The following is a 19,353-nucleotide window of genomic DNA, read 5'->3' as shown; positions in this document are numbered from 1 at the left end:
GCGTCCCAGCGGCCGGCACCAGCCGGCGCGTGGGGCTATAGACCCTTGCGGTGCGCTTCGTTCCATTCGCGCATGCGCGACGGGTATCCCGACAGGTTGACATCGAAGGCGGGGATGCCGAGCTGCGTGGCAAGTTTGCGAGCCGCGACGGGGTCCGGCACCTTGCGCCGTGTCCATTCGCCTGTATCCGCCACGACCACCATGGTGGTCTGAGTGACGCGGGTGGGTGGCTCGATGAACGCCTCACATCCGGGGTGGCCGGCGATAAATGTCTTGAGGTGCGTGACGGTGGCCGCCTGCGCCTCTTTGGAACCGGTTCCGGACGCCTGTGACGACGACTTCGACCTTGACTTGCGCGAGAAGATGCCCATGTGCCCAGGTTAGTCACGCTTTGCGGTTCACGTGTGCCGTGAGGAGTGGCAAGATGGGTAGGACCGACTTCCTTACAAGGAGATTTTCACTGTGACCGAGTCAACCCCACGCTCGTTTGATGTCCTTATCCTCGGCGCCGGAAGCGGCGGCTACGCCGCTGCACTGCGCGCAGCCCAGCTCGGGCTCACCGTTGGACTCGTTGAGGAGTCCAAGGTTGGAGGTACGTGTCTACACAACGGCTGTATCCCAACGAAGGCCCTCTTGCACGCGGCCGAGCTCGCCGACAACGCCCGCGAGGGCTCCAAGTTCGGCGTCAACACCACGCTCGACAGCATTGACATGACGGCCGTCAATGCGTACAAGCAGGGCGTGATCGACCGCCTCTATAAGGGACTGACCGGACTCGTGAAGAGCCGTGACGTCCACGTGATCGAGGGCCACGGCACGCTGGTGGGTCCCGACACGGTCGAGGTTCGCGGAGAGCGCTACACCGGCAAGAACATCGTCCTGGCGTCCGGCTCCTACGCCCGTTCGCTGCCGGGTCTCGAAATCGGCGGTCGTGTGATGACCTCTGACCAGGCACTTGAACTCGACGTAGTTCCTCAGTCCGCCATCGTGCTGGGTGGTGGCGTCATCGGCGTCGAATTCGCCTCCGTGTGGAAGTCCTTCGGTGCTGACGTCAGCATCGTCGAGGGCTTGCCCCACCTCGTGCCCAACGAAGACGAGTCGCTGTCCAAGGCGCTCGAGCGTCAGTTCCGCAAGCGCAAGATCAACTTCAAGGTTGGCGTCAAGTTCCAGGGCGTTGAGCAGAACGACGACGGCGTCAAGGTCACCCTCGAGGACGGCACCGTTCTCGAGGCGGAGATCCTCCTGGTCGCCGTTGGCCGCGGACCCCGCACCGCAAACCTCGGCTACGAAGATCAGGGACTGCGACTCGACCGTGGCTTTGTGCTGACCGACGAGCGCCTACACACCGGGGTCGCGAACATCTACGCGGTTGGTGACATCGTTCCCGGCCTTCAGCTCGCACACCGCGGCTTTGCGCAGGGCATCTTTGTCGCCGAGCAGATCGCCGGTCTCAACCCCCAGCCGATCATCGAGGCGAACATCCCCCGCGTGACCTACTGCGACCCCGAGGTTGCGTCCGTGGGACTCACTGAGGCCAAGGCCGCGGAGATCCACGGCGCGGACAACATCGAGGCACTCGAGACCAACCTGGGAGGTAACGGCAAGAGCCAGATCCTCGCCACCCAGGGCTTCGTCAAGTTGGTTCGCGTGAAGGACGGCCCCGTGGTTGGCATTCACATGATTGGCGCTCGCATGGGCGAGCAGATTGGCGAAGCTCAGCTCATCGTGAGTTGGGACGCGCACCCCGAAGACGTGGCACCCCTGCTACACGCCCACCCCACCCAAAACGAGTCGCTTGGGGAGGCGCACTTGGCGCTCGCCGGTAAGCCACTCCACCAACACGACTGATTTCGGAGACAATGAGCAACATGAGCAATGACGTCACGCTTCCTGCCCTCGGCGAATCCGTTACCGAGGGAACCGTTACCCGCTGGCTAAAGAATGTCGGCGACACCGTCGAGGTCGATGAGCCTCTTCTCGAAGTCTCGACCGACAAGGTCGACACTGAGATCCCCTCGCCCTTCGCGGGCACGCTGACCGAGATCCTCATCCAGGAGGACGAGGACGCCGAGGTCGGTGCCGTACTGGCGCGCATCGGCGAGGCCGGTGAATCTGCTGGTGGCGACGACGCTACAGCTGAGGAGTCGACTTCCGCCGAATCCGCTCCTGCTGAATCCGCACCCTCGGACGATGCGGGCGCATCTGCGGCCGAGCCGGCTCCAGCTGAGGAAGCCCCAGCCGAGCCCGAGGAGAAGTCAGAGCCTGAGCAAGAGGAGAAGTCTGCTCCTGCCGAATCCGCTGCTCCCGCAGCGGGTGGCCAGGACGTGACGCTGCCTGCCTTGGGCGAATCTGTCACCGAAGGCACCGTCACCCGTTGGCTGAAGAGCGTCGGCGATTCGGTCGAGCAGGACGAGCCTCTTCTCGAGGTCTCAACCGACAAGGTCGACACCGAGATTCCCTCGCCCTTCGCGGGCACGCTGACCGAGATTCTGGTTCAGGAGGATGAGGACGCTGAGGTCGGAGCTGTCCTGGCACGCATCGGGGATGGCAACGCCGCCCCCGCAGCACCAGCAGGCGAGGAGTCCACTCCGTCCGAGGCCGACGCTGAAGCGGATGTCGAAACTGACGAGACTGAGCCCGAGGCTCCGGCCGCTGGCACCGCCGCGGCCCCCGCGGAGCAGAAGGCAGCTCCCGAGCCGCAGTCCGCACCGGAACCCGAGGCAGCTCAGAAGCCCGCTGATTCGGCACCGGCTGCGTCCGCTCCTGCTCCAGCGGCGACCGATGCAGGGTCGTCGAACGGCAGTGGCTACGTCACTCCAATCGTGCGCAAGCTCGCCGCCGAACGCGGCGTCGACCTCGCGGGTCTGACTGGTACCGGCGTGGGCGGACGCATCCGCAAGGAGGACGTCCTCGAGGCAGCCACCAAGGCGGACGCCCCTGCCGTTACGCCAGCATCAACGGACTCCTCCGCAGCCGCAGCTACGCCGGCAACTGCGAGCGAATCTGCCGCATCGGGTGAGCTCGTCGAGTCGGATCTGCGCGGCACCACGGTCAAGATGTCACGGATCCGCAAGATCACCTCGGAAAAAATGATGGAGTCGCTGCACGGCATGGCGCAGCTCACCTCCGTCGTCGAGGTCGACTGTTCTAAGATCTGGGCGCTCCGGGCCAAGGCTAAGGACGGCTTCCAAGAACGCGAAGGCGTCAAATTGACGTTCCTGCCGTTCTTCACCAAGGCGGTCGCCGAGGCGCTCGCGGAGCACGCGTTCCTGAACGCCTCCGTCGACGGCACCAACATCGTCTACCACGACAGCGTGAACCTCTCGCTGGCCGTGGACACGGAGAAGGGACTCATGCTGCCGACGATGCGCGGTGCCGAGCACCTCACCGTGGGCGAACACGCGAAGGCTATTGCCGACCTCGCCGAGAAGGCCCGCACCGGCGGACTCAGCTCGGACGAGATCTCCGGTGGTACGTTCGCGGTGACCAACACCGGTTCGGGTGGCACGATGTTCGACACCCCGATCGTCCCGGCTCCTCAGGTGGGAATCCTGGCGACCTGCGCGATTGTCAAGAAGCCAGTAGTGGTCCGCGGTCCCAACGGCGAAGACGTCATCTCAATTCGCCCCATGTGCTACCTCCCGCTCAGCTACGACCACCGCATCGTGGACGGCGCGGACGCAGCGAAGTTCCTGCAGAGCGTGAAGAAGCGTCTCGAGGAAGGCGCCTTCGAGTCCGAAGTCGGACTGTAGCCACGACACCATGCGCGTCGTCATCTCAGGGGCCTCTGGCCTGATCGGAACCGCACTGACGAAGTCACTGCGCGCCGACGACCACGAGGTGATTGCGCTCGTACGCCGTTCTCCGCAGGGCCCATTCGAATCAGAGTGGGACCCTGCGGGCGGCGTGATCGACCAGGATGTCGTGCAGTCCGCCGATGCCGTGGTCAACTTTGCTGGCGCCTCCATCGGCGCCAAGCGCCTGACGAATAGCCACAAGCGCCTCGTGAAACAGTCCCGCGTGGATTCCACCGATCTCATTGCCCGTGCGTATGCGCCGCGCACCGACGGCGTGCTGCTGTCCGGCTCTGCCATGGGTTTCTACGGTGCACGGGGCACCGAGGAGCTCAGCGAGCGATCCGCGCCAGGAGACACCTTCCTGTCGGACATCGTGCTCGCCTGGGAGGCTGCAGCGGAGCCGGCAGTTGAGGCTGGGGTGCGCACCGTGTTCATCCGTAGTGGTCTGGTCCTCGCCCCGCACGGCGGGTTCGCCGCCCGCCTCCTCCCGCTGGTGAAGCGAGGAATTCTTGGTGGGCTTGGCAGCGCGAACCCATGGCACGCGTGGATCACCCTTCACGACGAAGTGCGCGCGCTGCGCTACCTGATCGACTCAGACCACGCCGGCCCCGCAAACATCATCGCGCCCTCCCCCGTGCGCGATCAGGACCTGATGGATGCCTTGAGCGCCGCCGTCGGCAAGAAGGCTGGACTCGTGGTGCCGGCGTGGATGCTCGAGATAGCCATCGGTCCTGCCATCGACGACCTGCTCAGCTCTCAGAAGGCGACACCCGGGGTGCTCACGCGTTTGGGCTTCACGTGGGATCACGCCACCATCGACGAGGCGGCCACCTGGGTCATGACTGAGGCTGGACTCGCGCCACCCTCCATGTAGAACCGTCCTGCCGAAGTTCCAGGCGGGCTATCTCCTTATGGGCGCTGACGTCGGTGACTTCCTCAACGCCCGTGGCAGGGTCGCGACTCCAGACGGAGTGCTCGGATACCACATAGGTCACGGTGACCCACGGGAGTCCGCCGTCACCCGCCGACGACGGCTCGACTGCCACCACTGTTGCACTCAATCCGTGGAAGCGCAGGTCACCGGCGGTGAGCGCACTCGCCTGCACCTGGAGTTGCGCGGCAACCTCAGTGTCGGGAACACCTGTCGCGATAAGTGCGGCACCGTCACCTTCCGCCAGGGCAGCAAAACGCGCGTTGGTGAGGTCTCGAGCGGCGTCCGTTGCCGACACCTCGTCAGTTCGTCTCTCTACCGCCGAGGGTTGGGCCGAGGGGCCGGCGTGGCCCGTGATGTCCCCCGGTGGAGCCGACCTCTCAGGATCGCTACCCGCAGCCGCGCTGTCGGTTCGGGGAATGACATAGGCAGCCGCGACAATGACGGCGAGTGCCGCGAGCCCGGTGATCGCGACTCGCAGCCCTAGTCGCCTCATTCGCCACGGGCGAGAACTTCGTAGCACCGTGGTCCGTTCACGCGGTTCGTGTGCGTGGGCGCGCAACTCGCCGGCCACGCCCCACTCCCCCAACTGAATCGGCACCGCCTTCGCACAGCGTCCCAGTCCGGCTTCAATTCCACTCGCGGAGGGACGGGAGGCCGCGTTCGGATCCAGCAATGGATCGAGCCAGCCCATGAAGCCCTGACGCATGACGGGGTCCACGCACGCGGCGAGCACCGCCCCGACCGAGTAGACGTCGCCTTGCATGGAAGCGCCCTTGGTCCGCTCTGGGGCACGAAATCCCTCCGTACCTACCTCGTGGGGCAATCCACCACCCACGGTGTCGACCACCACGATGCCGGAGCGTGTCACCATCACGTTCGCGAGAGAAAGGTCACCGTGGGCAAGTCCGCTTTTGTGTAGCGTGGCAAGCGCACCACAGAGGTGCACACCTAGATATACACACTCCCCCAGGGACAGGTAGCCGCGTCGTGCCAGCAGCGCGTCTAGATTGACGCCCTCGACACTCGGCATGGTCGCGACCACCACTCCGTCCTTGCGCATCGTCACTCTCTCGGGGACACACACGCGTGCATCCGCGACAAGTCGCAGCGTGGCTGCTCGTTCACGGGCCGCGGCAAAGGCATCGACGCCCTCCCCCACGACGCGGTCGACCGTTCGTGCGGGGCCGGAGGTCGCCGTATTCACGGCGGCGCTACCTGTGCGGAACCAGTTCATTCCTCCACTGTGACAACTCCCAAGGCAGCGAAGCCGTTATCCACAGGACGAACTCCTCCGGGCCGAGGCCTAGTTCTCAATCGAGCGCTGCCACGGCCACCAGGACGCGCGACCGATGTCCGACACCAGCCCAGGAACCAGCAGTGAGCGCACGATCAGCGTGTCAATCAATACACCCAGGCCCACGATCACGGCGATCTGCGCGAGGAAGATCAGCGGGATGACACCTAGGGCGGCGAAGGTCGCGGCGAGCACGATACCCGCGGAAGTGATCACCCCTCCGGTCACTGCGAGTGCCCGCCGCACGCCCTCACGGGTGCCGTGTTTGAGACTCTCCTCGCGGGCGCGGGACATGAGGAAGATCGAGTAGTCCACGCCCAAGGCAACGAGGAAGACGAACCCGAGTAGCGGCGTCGCCGGGTCCATCCCCGGGAAGCCGAAGACGGTGTTGAACAAGACGGACGACAGACCCAGCGCGGCGGCGAAGGACAGAATGTTCGCGAGCACGATGAGCAACGGCGTCAGGATCGCACGCAACAGGATCATGAGGACCACAAAGATAACCAGCAGAATCACGGGGATGATGACAGTGATGTCCCGGTCCGTTGTGAGCTTCGTGTCGAGGTTCTCGGCGGCCTCGCCACCCACCAGCGCCTGATCAGAGATGGGGTGCACAGCGTCACGCACTGCCTGAACCGTGTCAGTCGCCTCAGCCGATGCGGAGGCCACCTCGGTGACGGCATCAATTTCAACCATGCCGTCGACCACGATGGGCGGCTCGCCTCCACCCATGGGCGGGGCGCCTTGAGCCACGGACTCGGTCAGCGGGTAGGCGGCGGTCACCCCATCGACTCCCTGGACGGCCTCCAATGCCTCGTCTGCGTCGGCTTCCGGGACAAAGACGCGGATGGGCGAACTCTGCCCTGCGTCAAAGTGAGCCTCAAGCACGTCGAATCCGGTCGTGGACTCCACCTCGCCGGTGAAGACATCACTCGAGCCAAGGCCGTCGGCCTTCAGCCCAAACAGACCCGCAGACATGAGGAGAAGGACCGCTCCGGCGCCAATCCACGTGCGTCGAGGACGCGCATCCACTGCGCGTGAGACTCGCCCCCATACTCCTGCACGCTTCTCAACCGCTTCAATGGAGTCCTCGTCATCCGAGCTGTCACCGGTGTAGACCGGACGCTTGGGCCAGAAGACTCCACGCGCGTGTTTGCCACCAATGAGCAGCAAAGCGGGCAGAAGAGTCAGGGCGGCCACGAACGCAGCGACGATTCCGATAGCCCCCGCGGGGCCCAACGATGCATTTGACTTGAGGTCAGACAGCAGGAGCACCAGCAGGCCCAACACAACAGTTCCGGCCGATGCGGCGATGGGGGCAAGCGACCGGCGCCAGGCCACGCTCATCGCCTCGTACGGCGACTGATGACGCTGCAGCTCCTCGCGGTAACGCGCCACCAAGAGCAACGCGTAATCCGTGGTCGCGCCTACGACCAGGATGAACATGATTCCCTGGCTCTGACCGTTGAGGGTGATGATGTCGGCGTTGGCCATCGCGTACACCGCAATGATGGCCGCCGTGAGGGCGATCATGGCCGTCATGAGGACCGCGAACGGCAGCACGGGGCTGCGGTAGACGATCAGCAAGATGATCAGGACCACGGCGAGTGCGACCAGCAGCAGGATGCCGTCGATGCCCGCAAAGGCGGCCACGAGGTCTGCAGTGAGTCCTACGGGACCGGTGAGGTATCCGTTGAGGTCGAGATCTTGCTCCGTCCACACGTCGCGCACCGTCGACGCAAACGCCTCGCCCAGGGTCTCCTCGCCGATGTTCTCCGAGAACTTCTCCGCGCCGAGGTTGAAGGCGACGAGCACGGCCTCCCCGTCCTCCGACGGGACAACCGTGGGCGGCGCCACCAGGATGTCGTTGACCGTGCGGTCCTCGGGGTCGCCCTCGATGGGTGTCTCCCCGGCCTCCTTAGCGAACGCCTCGACGTCCCCAATGTCTGAGTCGTTGGCGATTCCGTCGACGACAAACAGACCTGGAATCGTGTCCGAGGGCACGAATTCCTGATGCAAAGCCGCCGCCTCCGTGGACTCGGCGCTGGCGGGAAGAAACGCCGCAGCATCGTTCTCCTGGACGGAGCCAAGCTTGCCGAAAGTCGAGCCACCCACACCGCTGATCGCGAGCCAAGCCATGATCATCACAACGATCGCTACGGGGCGCCACCAGGTCTTCTTTGTCGAGGTCATGGCATAAGTAACGCATGAAAATGCAAGTCATTCCGACGCGTTAGCCTGAACCTATGGAAATCCTGGAACTCGGGCTGGGCGAACGCCTGGTCGAGTATCACGAAGCGTGGGAGCTGCAACGTAAGATCCACGCCGAAGTGGTCGCGGGCACGCGCCCGGACACCGTCATTCTGGTGGAGCACCAGAGCGTGTATACGGCAGGCAGGCGCACCGCCTCGTGGGATCGCCCCACCGACGACACCCCCGTTGTCGACGTGGACCGCGGCGGCAAGATTACGTGGCACGGCCCGGGCCAGTTGGTCGGCTATCCCATCGTCAAACTCCGCGAGCCTGTTGACGTCGTGAAGTACGTTCGGGCACTAGAACAGGCGACGATGGACCTGTGTCGCTCGTACGGCCTCGAGACTGTTCGCGTCGAGGACCGCTCGGGAGTGTGGCTCCCGGCCACGGACACTGAGCGTGAACGTAAGGTGTGCGCCATCGGCGTGCGTGTCGCCAAAGGCGTCACGATGCATGGCTTCGCCCTCAACTGCAACCCCGACTTAGGCGAGTTCGGCAGCATCGTCCCTTGTGGCATCGGCGACGCGGGAGTTACCTCGTTGTCCGCAGAGCTCGGCCGTGACGTCAGCATCGCAGAGGTTTCGGTTCCAGCGACCCAATGCCTGGAAAGCGCGCTCACCGACGTACGCTTGACCACTAGTGTTTCTAACCAGGCGCACACCGGCGCCGCCGCCAACGCGACCCCCACAAAGGAGACCGTGTGACTATCGCACCCGAGGGACGCAAGATGTTGCGCGTCGAAGCCCGCAACGCCGAGACGCCCATTGAGCGCAAGCCCGAATGGATCCGCACCAAGGCAACCATGGGCCCCGAGTACAACGAGCTCAAGTCGCTCGTCAAGTCCGGCGGCTTGCACACGGTGTGCGAGGAGGCTGGTTGTCCCAACATCTTCGAGTGCTGGGAAGATCGTGAGGCGACGTTCCTCATCGGCGGTGCCCAATGCACCCGGCGCTGTGACTTTTGCCAGATCGACACCGGTAAGCCCTCTGCCCTTGACCGTGGCGAGCCCCTCAAGGTCGCGCAGTCCGTCCAGCAGATGGGCCTGAAGTACTCCACCGTGACCGGCGTCGCGCGCGACGACCTGGACGACGGCGGCGCGTGGCTGTATGCCGAGACCGTGCGCAAGATCCACGAACTCAACCCTGGCACCGGTGTCGAACTCCTAATCCCCGACTTCAACGCCGTTCCCGAGCAGCTTGCCGAGGTTTTCTCCTCGCGTCCGGAGGTGCTCGCACACAATGTTGAAACAGTGCCGCGCATCTTCAAGCGAATCCGCCCAGCGTTCCGCTACGAGCGCTCGCTATCGGTACTCACCTCCGCGCAGGAAGACGGTTTCGTCACCAAGTCCAACCTGATCCTGGGCATGGGCGAGACCATGGACGAGGTGCTCCAGGCACTGCAGGACCTGCACGACGCGGGCTGCGACCTCATCACCATCACCCAGTACCTGCGACCCAGCCCCCGCCACCACCCCGTTGACCGGTGGGTCAGGCCCGAGGAGTTCGTGGACCTGTCCGACGCGGCGGAGGAGATCGGCTTCCTCGGCGTCATGTCCGGACCGCTCGTTCGCTCGTCGTACCGCGCCGGCCGCCTCTGGGGTCAGGCAATGACGAGCAAGGGTCGACAGATTCCCGATGCCCTCGCTCACCTTGGCGAGCCGGTCGAGGCACGCCAGGAGGCATCGGCGCTGCTCAAGGCGCGCGCTTAGCACCTTCGCTGAAGCGACTAGACTGTGGGGCATTATGGCTAAGACTGAACCCGAGAAGAAGCCCCGCTGGTACAAACTGATCTGGCAGGCGTACAAGGTCACCGCACCGCACGACAAGTTCCTGCTCCCCATCATGATCGGGGAGTTTGTCGGCATCATCGGTATTGCGGTAGTCGTGGGAATCCTGATGGGATCCACCGCGGCAATCGTGTACACCTCCGTCTTTGGCTTCCTCACCGCGGTACTCGTGATGCTTTTCACACTCACCAAGCGCTTTGAGAAGAACGCCTTCGCGCGCATGGAGGGCCAGATCGGCGGCTCGCTGTCCGTCGCACAGTCCATCCGCTCCGGCTGGAGCTTCGCCGACGACCCGGTGTCGATTGACCCGCGCGGCAAGTCCGTCGTGTTCCAGGGCATTGGTCGTGGAGGCGTGCTGCTGCTCGCCGAGGGTGGCAACGCCGCCAAGAAGCAGGTCGACGCCACACGTCGCCGGGTGAGCAAGCTCATCCCTGGTGTGCCGATCAACGCCATCTACGTGGGTACCGGCGAGGGTCAGGTCCCCCTCAAGGATCTGTCGAAAAAGATTCGCAGGACCAAGAAGGTTCTTTCCAAAGGCGAACGTGACGCGGTCACTGCTCGTCTGCGCGCCATCGGCGGACAGAAGCTTGCCGTGCCAAAGGGCGTCGATCCGATGCGCGCTCGCCCCAACCGTAAGGGCACTCGCTAGCTCGGGGAAGTATGGGACTGGGTGCTCGATCGCTACGCAGTCCTGTGGATCGACACCAGGGTCAAGGGCCGCGGCGGTTTAGCCCCCGGGAACGGACTTGCCATGCGTCGCTGAGCCCGCGTCAATCAGTACCTGGGGTGCGGAGTACCCGCTTCCACGACGCGTTGAGCGGCCACCGCTTCGAGTGACTCGGACTCGGCGCTCATCGCGTGCGGACGAGTCGTGTGTGGGCCGCGCGGTCGTGGTAACCGCGTCCCTCGGGGTCGGTGAACAGGGCCGGCACTATCAAGGCCAGCAGAATGGTGCGAATAGCTCCACCGATCAGCCCGATGGGAGAACCACCATCCACGCGCACCACCTTGATGCCGACGATGCGATGTCCGATCGTGGTGCCGAGCGTCGACACGAGCAGGAAATGCTGAACAGCCCAGATTCCCAGCGTCGCGAACGAGTTACCCACCAACAGCACCCTCTCAAAGGGGCCAGCGGCCGCGACGGCGGTGGCGTTCGCAAAGAACGCGGAGGAAATGAGCAGGGACAGCATCCAGTCAATGCCAAGCCCCAGCAGGCGACGGCCAATTCCAGGGCGTGCGGCAGCATCGGCCGTCGGGGTTTCTGAGGTAGTCACGCGCCCATCGTAGCCGGGCAGCCGGCGAGTCCCAATCGTCGGCTTTGTGCTCAAAATAGGTCGCTGTGAGCCCCGCAGTTAACATGCCCGAAACATTCCACGAACGCGGGAGAAACTGCCGCCCGTTAAGGTGGTACTTGCCACTCCAGGCTAGAGATTACTTTCAAGGAGCAAACGGATGTTTAACACCGCCGAAGAGGCCCTCGCCTACGTTAAGGACGAAGGAGTTGAGTACGTCGACATTCGCTTCTGCGACCTTCCGGGTTCGATGCACCACTTCAACATTCCTGCGCACCAGTTCACCGAAGACATCTTCGAAGACGGCGCCATGTTCGATGGATCCTCGATCCGCGGGTTCCAGGCCATCAACGAGTCCGACATGAAGCTGCTGCCGGACGTCGCTACCGCCTTCGTCGACCCGTTCCGCAAGGCCAAGACCCTGGTCATCAACTTCTCCATCGTGGACCCCTTCACGAACGAGCGTTACTCGCGTGACCCTCGCAACGTCGCCATGAAGGCTCAGGAATACCTGAAGTCGACCGGAATCGGCGACACCGCCTTCTTTGCCCCTGAGGCCGAGTTCTTCATCTTTGACTCCGTGCGCTTCGCGACCAACCAGCACGAGGGCTACTACCACATCGACTCCTCTGAGGGCTGGTGGAACACCGGCAACGAGACCGAGGCAGACGGCACGCCCAACCGTGGTTACAAGACCCGCATCAAGGGTGGATACTTCCCCGTCAGCCCTGGCGACCAGTACGCAGACCTGCGTGACGAGATGTGCACCGCTCTGACGAACGTTGGACTCGACATGGAGCGCGCACACCACGAAGTGGGCACCGGCGGCCAGCAAGAGATCAACTACCGCTTCAACACGCTGCTGCACGCTGCTGACGACCTCATGAAGTTCAAGTACGTCGTCAAGAACGTTGCCTGGGCCGCGGGCAAGACCGTGACCTTCATGCCCAAGCCCATCTTCGGCGACAACGGCTCCGGCATGCACGTCCACCAGTCCATCTGGAACGACGGCGAGCCGCTGTTCTACGACGAGTCCGGCTACGGCGGACTGTCCGACATCGCTCGCTGGTACGTCGGTGGAATCCTCAAGCACGCGCCGTCGCTGCTTGCCTTCACCAACCCCACGGTCAACTCGTACCACCGCCTGGTGCCTGGCTACGAGGCTCCTGTCAACCTGGTGTACTCGGCACGTAACCGCTCCGCCGCGGTTCGCATCCCGATCACCGGTTCGAACGCCAAGGCCAAGCGCATCGAGTTCCGCGCACCCGACGCATCGAGCAACCCGTACCTCGCGTTCTCGGCGCTGCTCATGGCCGGCATCGACGGCATCAAGAACCGCATCGAGCCCCCCGCACCCGTCGACAAGGACCTGTACGAGTTGCCCCCCGAGGAGCACGCACAGATCCAGCAGGTTCCCGCCTCGCTTCCCGAGGTGCTCGACGAACTCGAGAAGAACCACGACTACCTGCTCGAGGGCGGCGTCTTCACGGACGACCTCATCGCCGAGTGGATCGACTACAAGCGCACCAGCGAGATCGACCCGCTGCGCTTCCGTCCGCACCCGCACGAGTTTGAGCTCTACTACGACTGCTAAGCCGTAGCTGCTCAGTAAAGCGGGGTCACCCTTCACCGGGTGGCCCCGCTTCTGCGTTGCCCCTCGGACAGTTGCTCGTATGCTTAGCGCATGGATGAATCAGCAAAGCAGACCGCCCAGGTACTCGTCGACTTCTACGCCAACGCCGCACGAGCCGAGGGCCCGGACGACGAGGACAAGGCCTTCGACGAGGCGTTCATCGGCCTCGAGGACGCCGGCGCATTCACGGTCGAGGAAGATGAGGACGACGAGGTCGCTCTCGAGATCACCCCACTGTTGATCGGCACCACCGTCATCACGCAGTGGCTCATTGGCCAGCTCGCGGAGGCTACGGACTACTCGGAGGAAGAGATCCTCTTCGACCTACGTGCCTTCCTCCGTCGCCTCGAGACCGAGTGACCCTCAGCCCAGTCGAATGACCCCAGCGCTGACCTAGAGCTCGATAACGAATGACCGCCGCTGAGATCAGTAAAATCCGGGCACAGGTGGTCGCAGACCCCTCAAATGCGGAGATGACTGAGCGGGGATGGCAGCCGCTGTTTACCGCGCACCCCGACGCCCGCATCGCGATTGTCGGGCAAGCGCCAGGAAGGCACGCGCAGGCGAGCGGAATTCCCTGGGACGACCGTAGCGGCAGGAACCTCGTTGACTGGCTTGGAGTCACTCTGACGCAATTGAGGGACCCGTCGTTGTTCTCGGTACTGCCGATGGACTTCTACTTTCCGGGCAAGGGTCCGAGCGGCGACGCAGCGCCGCGTCGCGGCTTCGCTTCCCGATGGCATCCACCATTGCTCGCAGCGATGCCCGATGTCTCGCTCACCTTGCTCGTCGGCGCCTACGCACAGGCGCACTACCTACGAGACGCTCGCAAGCGCACTCTTACAGCGACCGTGCACGACTTTCGCGAGTACCTACCTACCTACTTCCCCTTGGTGCACCCATCGCCGCTGAATTTCAGGTGGCAAGCGAGAAACGAGTGGTTTGCCACTGATGTCCTGCCCGAGCTGCGCGTGCTCGTCGCGCAGGTTTTGGGACGGTGACAGCGCACCCGTGACGTCGCGACGCCCGGGTGGCCCGTGCCTTCAAGGTCTCAGCAGCAGGTCACGCGCTCTACCTGAACGCGCCACAGCGACGGGCCCTCGGCGAGGTATTCAAAGCGGAAGTCACCCTGGACTTCCGCGTCGATCTCCCTGAGCACGCCCAACGGCGCGTGGTCAGCCGCGATCACCATCGACTCACCGGGTACGAGCGACGTCACGACGCCGATCACACGCGCATGTCGCGCCGAGTGGTCGATGGTCCGCACGTCGAGGTCACCTTCGTGCGCCTCGGTGGCCGCGGGTGCCGAGGGCGCAGGGGCGGTCACCTCCTCGATCCCGATGACCTGGGGTGCGGTTGCCTTGGCGTCGCCGCTGCAACCGCCATCGCCACCGCACGCGCAACCTGTGCCTGCCTGGGTGGCCTGGGTCTTCTGAGTCTCGGTCATGTCTTGTCTCCTTGCTTGCTGCGCCACACCAGTGGCGCAGCTTTGTGGGTTTCAGTGGTTCTCTTGGCACAGTGGCTTACTGGTCGCCACCTGGTGCTGTCACGTCAAATAGGCCAGATGCGCCGCGTTCGGCGTCGATCATGACGTGCGACACAAACGGATACTGACCAGGCTCGGGGAAAGCAAGTTCGACGAATCCGCCTTGTCCCGGCTGCAGCGCTAGGGCCTGCGAGCCGCCTTCGGTGTCGGCTCCCGGTCCGCCTAGCGCGTACCCGCCTTCGCTATAGACAGTGTCGAATTGGCCACCCACAATGTGGAACGACGAGGCACGATTGGGACCAGCATCCACGACCCACACGCGCACCCGCTCTCCCACCTCGACGTCGAGAGGCTCGTGGCGGTATTGGTTCGCGTAGCCGTTGAACACCACAAGGTCGGGTCGCTCCGCGTTGATCTTGTCGGCGTCCGCGACGTCTCCCTGCGCCCCCAAGTAGTACTCGGATTGAACCATCACGAACTCCTTGTCCACTGGTTCCAGGTCCGGCGGATCAATGATGACGGCACCGATCATGCCATTGGCGATGTGCAGCGACATCGGCATCGTTGAGCAGTGGTACAGCCAAGCTCCCGCGTGCTTCGCGATGAACGAGTACACCAGCGACTCGCCTGGCTCGATGGTGCGCATACTCGGATCCGGGGCCACAGCACTGGCGTGGAAGTCGATCGAATGGCCCATGGTGCCGCTGTTGACGAGCGTGACCTCAAAGGTGTCACCTACCTTGCCGCGCAACGTGGGTCCAACGGGACCGCCATTGAAGGTCCACAGCGTCTGGGTGGCACCAGGAGCGACCTCCAGTAGTTCGTCGGTGACCTCGATGGTCACCTGGTGCGTAGTGGCATCGTCAGCCGGAGGTAGCGACGCATCGCGCGCCCCTACCGTGGGCTCTCCCATGAGATCCATACCGTCGGCGGCCGATGCGCCGGTGGTCGTGCCGCCGTCAGTCATCCCCGGCATGTGGTGGCCCTGGGCATCCGCGCCACCCATGTCGGGGCCGGTGGTCGGATCAGATGTGAGCAGTACCTTCAGTGTCATTCCCATCTGACGGTGCCCGGCGATCGAGCACCAGCCATCCATGTCACGGCCCACGACTCCGACGTCCATCGTGGCGGTCTCGCCAACCCCCAAGCGTCCGCTTGACGCGCCTGAATCCATCACCAAGTCGTGCACCGTGTCGTCGGTATTCGTGACGTGAATCAGGAGGCGGTCACCGGGGTCCACCTCGATGGTGCTCGGGGTGAAACGCATGCTGACGGCCTCGACGTCAACGTCGACGGTCTTGCCCGTCGCAACCACGGATTGAGACGCGTCGACTGTCCCGATTCCCGCGGCAGCCGGGTCCGCCGCGACTCCGATGGCCGTCCCCACGACCAGAGCGCATACCGAGACAAGGGCGGACACCTTGCGGCGGGGAACGCGGTCGCGCTCCATCTCCGCCACCGAGACGACGACCGGACCCGTCTGGGCGATGTCGCGCTGCGTCCGGCGCGAAACCACCACGCCGCTCACGATGGCGATCAGGGTGGCGATAGCCGCCCCGAGCGCGAACAGCGATCCGACCACGCTCACCAGACTGGGAGTGGGCAGAACAAAGAGGAGCATGCCCCCGTTGAAGAGCACGAGGCGCACTGTGCCGCCGCGCTCTACCCGGGCACGCGCCGCGCGCACTGCGGTGGGACCGCCTCCCAGCACCATCGGCATCAGGTGGGATAGCGCCCCCAGCAGAACTTGGGCTGCGGCGCCCGCGACGATGGGGGCGATGAGTCCGCCAAGACGCGCCTGCACGTCCTCCCAACTACTGCCCAGGGCGACAAAAGTTCCCCATATGAGGACAGTCACGATCAACCACACCATCGCGCATGCGATGTGAAGCGCCGCGGCTGTCGAGGGTGGCTTGACACGCCAGGCCGTCACCAGTGGGATCCCGGCGACGACCAGCCCGCCACCATAGATGGCGTAGCCGAGTACGGTGATCCACCGCAGATCCAAACCCAGGCCCGTACCGATGACGACCAAAGCGCCCCCGATCGTGAGTAGCGCGATGCGCCCACGTCGGATGGACATGGGTTCCAACCTGACGGCGAGGACAGTAGGCCACAGGGTAATGAGTGTCGTCACGATCGCTAGTGCCACCCAGCCCAACAGCATGGCTGTCGTGTGGCCAACGTATAGACGGGCCATGGTCTGGGGAGCCCCACCTCGGGCGAGGTACACGCCACCAATGATTCCCATTGCTAGGGCCCCAGCTGATCCCACATAGCCCCACGTCGACCAACTGAGGTGTCCGCCCAGACTGTGCCGGCTGACCACGATCAACTCAAACCCGTGCCATACGCCGACAGCAATCAGCACCACTGCCCCCGCCCACAGCGAGAAGTCCATGGCCCCCACGACTCCCACGATCACGAGGATTGCGCCGATGCTATGGCCGGCAAGGCGGATTGCCTGCCCCGTGAGCCCCGTGGGTAGATCACGGCGGCGCAGGGCCTGCGTGAAATGGGCGCTCCAAATGAGGATGGCGGCAGTGACCCCACCCAGCATGAGCAAGTGAACCATCATCCAGGCAGCGGCGGGGATTGCTCGGTGCGCTATCGCGACAACGGCCGCGGCGACGAGCCAAAGGACAACGACGGCGTTGGCGCGGAGGTGCCAGCGTGCTCTCATGAGGCATCATCCGTCCACGGCAGTAAGCCATCGGGGATCAGGGCCGCAAGGCGCCCTAATTTGGCAACGTGGTGGCTCTCTAATTCGCTCACTTTCGAAGTATCCGATACGACCCCCGATTTATCTCGGGACCTAAGTCCCTTGCGCGCGCGATGCCAAGGGCGCACCATTCGGGCACGATATGCATCGCGGCAATCGCCGGTGCTACCGGGGCGGAGCCGAACGATTCCCACCCCGCAATCGATTGCAATTTCCTCTCTGCGCCATTCCTCTCCGGAGGCGCACATCCGCCGACGGCTCACGCCGCCACTGTGCTACTCGTACCCACACTCCTGACATCTGGGGGACTAGCCCGGCTTGCATTGAAACTACGCAAGCGTTTACATTTGTCCTGTGTCGATCTGACTTTTAGTCGCGGCACCTGTTTCTCATCAGGCAAGGTGGCCCGAGCGCGATAGCGTGAAGTGTCGCTTTAGTCTCATCCACCTATTGGAGAAGAGCCCACGTGAACTCGCACGCTGAGACCCCGGTCACTGGCAACGAATGGTGGCGCACCGCCGTCATTTACCAGATCTACCCTCGCTCCTTTGCGGACGCGTCAGGTGACGGCGTGGGGGATTTACGAGGAATCACGGGCCGTCTTGACCAACTTGAGGCCCTAGGCGTCGATGCCATCTGGTTGTCGCCCTTCTATACGTCCCCCCAGCGTGACGCAGGCTATGACGTCGCAGATTTCACCGATGTTGATCCGCTCTTCGGCACCCTTGCCGACTTCGATGAGATGGTGACCGAGGCGCACGCACGTGGTCTGCGCGTCATCGTCGACATTGTCCCCAATCACACCTCCGACCAGCACGAGTGGTTCCAGCAAGCCATAGCCGCGGCGCCGGGCTCGCCCGAGCGTGACAAGTACATCTTCCGACCAGGCCGGGGCCCCTCTGGCGCTGAGCCTCCCAATAACTGGGTCTCGGTCTTTGGCGGTCCCGCGTGGACTCGACTCGTGGACACGGACGGCACCCCCGGCGAGTGGTACCTCCACCTGTTCGACACTTCGCAACCAGATCTCAACTGGGCGAACGATGGCGTCCTCGCTGGCTTTGATGACGTCTTACGCTTTTGGTTGGATCGTGGAGTCGACGGCTTCCGCGTGGATGTAGCTCACGGCCTGATCAAGGCGGAGGGCCTGCCAGACTTCGTGGTTGACGAGAGCGCCGGATCCATGGGATCCGAGGCTCAGACACCCCCCTTCTGGGCGCAAGAGGGCGTGCACGACGTGTGGCGCCGCTGGCGCCGCGTGCTGGAGTCCTATGAGGGTGAACGGATTCTGGCTGCCGAGGCATGGGTATACCCGCTGTCCAAGATGGCCAAATGGGTGCGTTCCGACGAAATGCACCAGGCCTTCAATTTCGCGTACCTCGAGACGCCCTGGGAAGCCGCTGCCATGCGCGAGATCATCGACCTCTCGATCAGCGAATTCGCGGCCGTGGGCGCGCCCAGCACCTGGGTACTGTCGAATCACGACGTGGTTCGTCACGCCACTCGGCTTTCTCTCAGTGCCGACAATCCGCAGGGTCACGGGCTGGGCCCCCGCAGCATCGGCCTACCCAACCCGGTCCAGGGCCTGCGTCGCGCCCGCGCCGCAACGCTCCTCATGTTGGCACTTCCAGGCAGCTCGTACATCTACCAAGGGGAAGAGTTGGGGCTGCCCGAGGCGATCGACGTGCCCGACGAGGCCCGCGAAGACCCTACCTTTTTCCGCACCAACGGAGAACGCTATGGCCGAGACGGTTGCCGGGTACCCCTACCCTGGAACGCCGATGCTCCCGCCTACGGATTCTCGACGACGGGTGCCGCCTGGCTCCCGCAACCTGAGGCATGGCGCGACCTTGCCCGGGATGCCCAGGTGGGTGTACCCGACTCGACGCTCGAGATGTACACGACCGCGTTGGCGCTACGGCGAGAGTTTGGCACGGCCATGGCGACACTGGAATGGCTTGACGACGCCCCCGACGGCTGCATCGGCTTCCGGGTGGGCGAGGTGACAGTCCTCGCAAACATTGATGGCGAGCCAGTTTCGTTGCCCGCTGGCGAGGTGCTTGGCACATCCTCCCCCATCACCGATACGCTTCCGGCAGACACTACGGTGTGGGTGCGCACATAATCTGCACGTTCGCACCACACAGCTAAGGGGC

Annotated in this window: 16 protein-coding genes; 10 read left to right on the top strand and 6 right to left on the bottom strand. The window is 64.0% G+C overall.

Features of this window, described 5'->3' with window-relative positions; genetic code table 11:
- Positions 1-35: 35 nt before the first annotated feature.
- On the bottom strand, positions 36-371 hold the full coding sequence (locus tag AOP73_RS09885; RefSeq protein WP_061965480.1) for a hypothetical protein: 336 nt from the start codon (positions 369-371) through the stop codon (positions 36-38).
- A 91-nt stretch (positions 372-462) separates the two neighbouring features.
- Here AOP73_RS09885 and lpdA point away from each other — a divergent pair, with 91 nt between their 5' ends.
- The 3 genes from lpdA to AOP73_RS09870 are packed head-to-tail and all read left to right on the top strand — an operon-like array spanning position 463 to position 4,671.
- On the top strand, positions 463-1,848 hold the full coding sequence (gene lpdA / locus AOP73_RS09880) for a dihydrolipoyl dehydrogenase (RefSeq protein WP_061965478.1): 1,386 nt from the start codon (positions 463-465) through the stop codon (positions 1,846-1,848).
- Positions 1,849-1,868: 20 nt separating this feature from the next.
- Positions 1,869-3,752 carry a 2-oxoglutarate dehydrogenase, E2 component, dihydrolipoamide succinyltransferase gene (gene sucB, locus AOP73_RS09875; protein ID WP_061965476.1) on the top strand — a complete coding sequence of 628 codons (1,884 nt, stop codon included), beginning with the start codon at positions 1,869-1,871 and terminating at the stop codon, positions 3,750-3,752.
- A 10-nt stretch (positions 3,753-3,762) separates the two neighbouring features.
- The gene (locus AOP73_RS09870; protein ID WP_061965474.1) at positions 3,763-4,671 is read left to right on the top strand and encodes a TIGR01777 family oxidoreductase; all 909 of its coding nucleotides are present in this window, start codon (positions 3,763-3,765) and stop codon (positions 4,669-4,671) included.
- Here AOP73_RS09870 and AOP73_RS09865 read toward each other — a convergent pair.
- Complete coding sequence (locus tag AOP73_RS09865) at positions 4,634-5,965, bottom strand: protein kinase domain-containing protein (protein ID WP_061965472.1); 1,332 nt, start codon at positions 5,963-5,965, stop codon at positions 4,634-4,636. The genes AOP73_RS09870 and AOP73_RS09865 overlap by 38 nt on opposite strands.
- 69 nt (positions 5,966-6,034) lie before the next feature.
- The gene (locus AOP73_RS09860; protein ID WP_061965470.1) at positions 6,035-8,218 is read right to left on the bottom strand and encodes an MMPL family transporter; all 2,184 of its coding nucleotides are present in this window, start codon (positions 8,216-8,218) and stop codon (positions 6,035-6,037) included.
- Positions 8,219-8,271: 53 nt separating this feature from the next.
- Here AOP73_RS09860 and lipB point away from each other — a divergent pair, with 53 nt between their 5' ends.
- From lipB to AOP73_RS09845, 3 genes are read left to right on the top strand one after another with little or no spacing between them, the layout of a single operon-like run.
- The gene (gene lipB, locus AOP73_RS09855; RefSeq protein ID WP_061965467.1) at positions 8,272-8,982 is read left to right on the top strand and encodes a lipoyl(octanoyl) transferase LipB; all 711 of its coding nucleotides are present in this window, start codon (positions 8,272-8,274) and stop codon (positions 8,980-8,982) included.
- Positions 8,979-9,986: a lipoyl synthase gene (lipA, locus tag AOP73_RS09850; protein ID WP_061965465.1), complete on the top strand. Its 1,008-nt coding sequence runs from the start codon at positions 8,979-8,981 to the stop codon at positions 9,984-9,986. The genes lipB and lipA overlap by 4 nt, the downstream gene beginning before the upstream one ends.
- A 34-nt stretch (positions 9,987-10,020) precedes the next feature.
- Positions 10,021-10,713, top strand: coding sequence for a DUF4191 domain-containing protein (locus AOP73_RS09845; protein WP_061965463.1), 693 nt, complete (start codon positions 10,021-10,023; stop codon positions 10,711-10,713).
- 202 nt (positions 10,714-10,915) lie between these two features.
- On the opposite strand, the gene AOP73_RS09840 is transcribed toward AOP73_RS09845, so the two are convergent.
- On the bottom strand, positions 10,916-11,341 hold the full coding sequence (locus AOP73_RS09840; protein ID WP_061965461.1) for an RDD family protein: 426 nt from the start codon (positions 11,339-11,341) through the stop codon (positions 10,916-10,918).
- Positions 11,342-11,519: 178 nt separating this feature from the next.
- Between AOP73_RS09840 and glnA the strand changes: the two genes are divergently transcribed.
- The 3 genes from glnA (at position 11,520) to AOP73_RS09825 (ending at position 13,993) form a co-directional block, all read left to right on the top strand.
- Positions 11,520-12,953 carry a type I glutamate--ammonia ligase gene (gene glnA / locus AOP73_RS09835; protein ID WP_061965450.1) on the top strand — a complete coding sequence of 478 codons (1,434 nt, stop codon included), beginning with the start codon at positions 11,520-11,522 and terminating at the stop codon, positions 12,951-12,953.
- Positions 12,954-13,043: 90 nt separating this feature from the next.
- Positions 13,044-13,352: a hypothetical protein gene (locus AOP73_RS09830; RefSeq protein WP_061965448.1), complete on the top strand. Its 309-nt coding sequence runs from the start codon at positions 13,044-13,046 to the stop codon at positions 13,350-13,352.
- A gap of 113 nt (positions 13,353-13,465) precedes the next feature.
- A complete protein-coding gene (locus AOP73_RS09825; protein WP_236683578.1) occupies positions 13,466-13,993 on the top strand; it encodes a uracil-DNA glycosylase family protein in 528 nt (175 codons plus the stop codon).
- 50 nt (positions 13,994-14,043) lie between these two features.
- On the opposite strand, the gene AOP73_RS09820 is transcribed toward AOP73_RS09825, so the two are convergent.
- Together AOP73_RS09820 and AOP73_RS09815 are read right to left on the bottom strand one after the other, a co-directional pair.
- Entirely contained in the window at positions 14,044-14,439 is a 396-nt protein-coding gene (locus AOP73_RS09820; RefSeq protein WP_061965444.1) for a DUF2249 domain-containing protein, read from the bottom strand.
- Positions 14,440-14,515: 76 nt separating this feature from the next.
- Positions 14,516-17,161, bottom strand: coding sequence for a multicopper oxidase domain-containing protein (locus AOP73_RS09815; protein WP_061965442.1), 2,646 nt, complete (start codon positions 17,159-17,161; stop codon positions 14,516-14,518).
- A gap of 505 nt (positions 17,162-17,666) precedes the next feature.
- On the opposite strand from AOP73_RS09815, the gene AOP73_RS09810 reads away from it, so the two are divergent.
- Positions 17,667-19,322 (top strand): glycoside hydrolase family 13 protein, encoded by a 1,656-nt coding sequence (locus AOP73_RS09810; protein ID WP_061965440.1) that lies wholly within the window; start codon positions 17,667-17,669, stop codon positions 19,320-19,322.
- Positions 19,323-19,353 lie beyond the last annotated feature (31 nt).

Source organism: Demequina aurantiaca (assembly GCF_000975135.1).
Lineage (GTDB): Bacteria > Actinomycetota > Actinomycetes > Actinomycetales > Demequinaceae > Demequina > Demequina aurantiaca.
The sequence above is the reverse complement of the archived record's forward strand: the minus strand, read 5'-3'. Positions and strand labels throughout refer to the sequence as shown.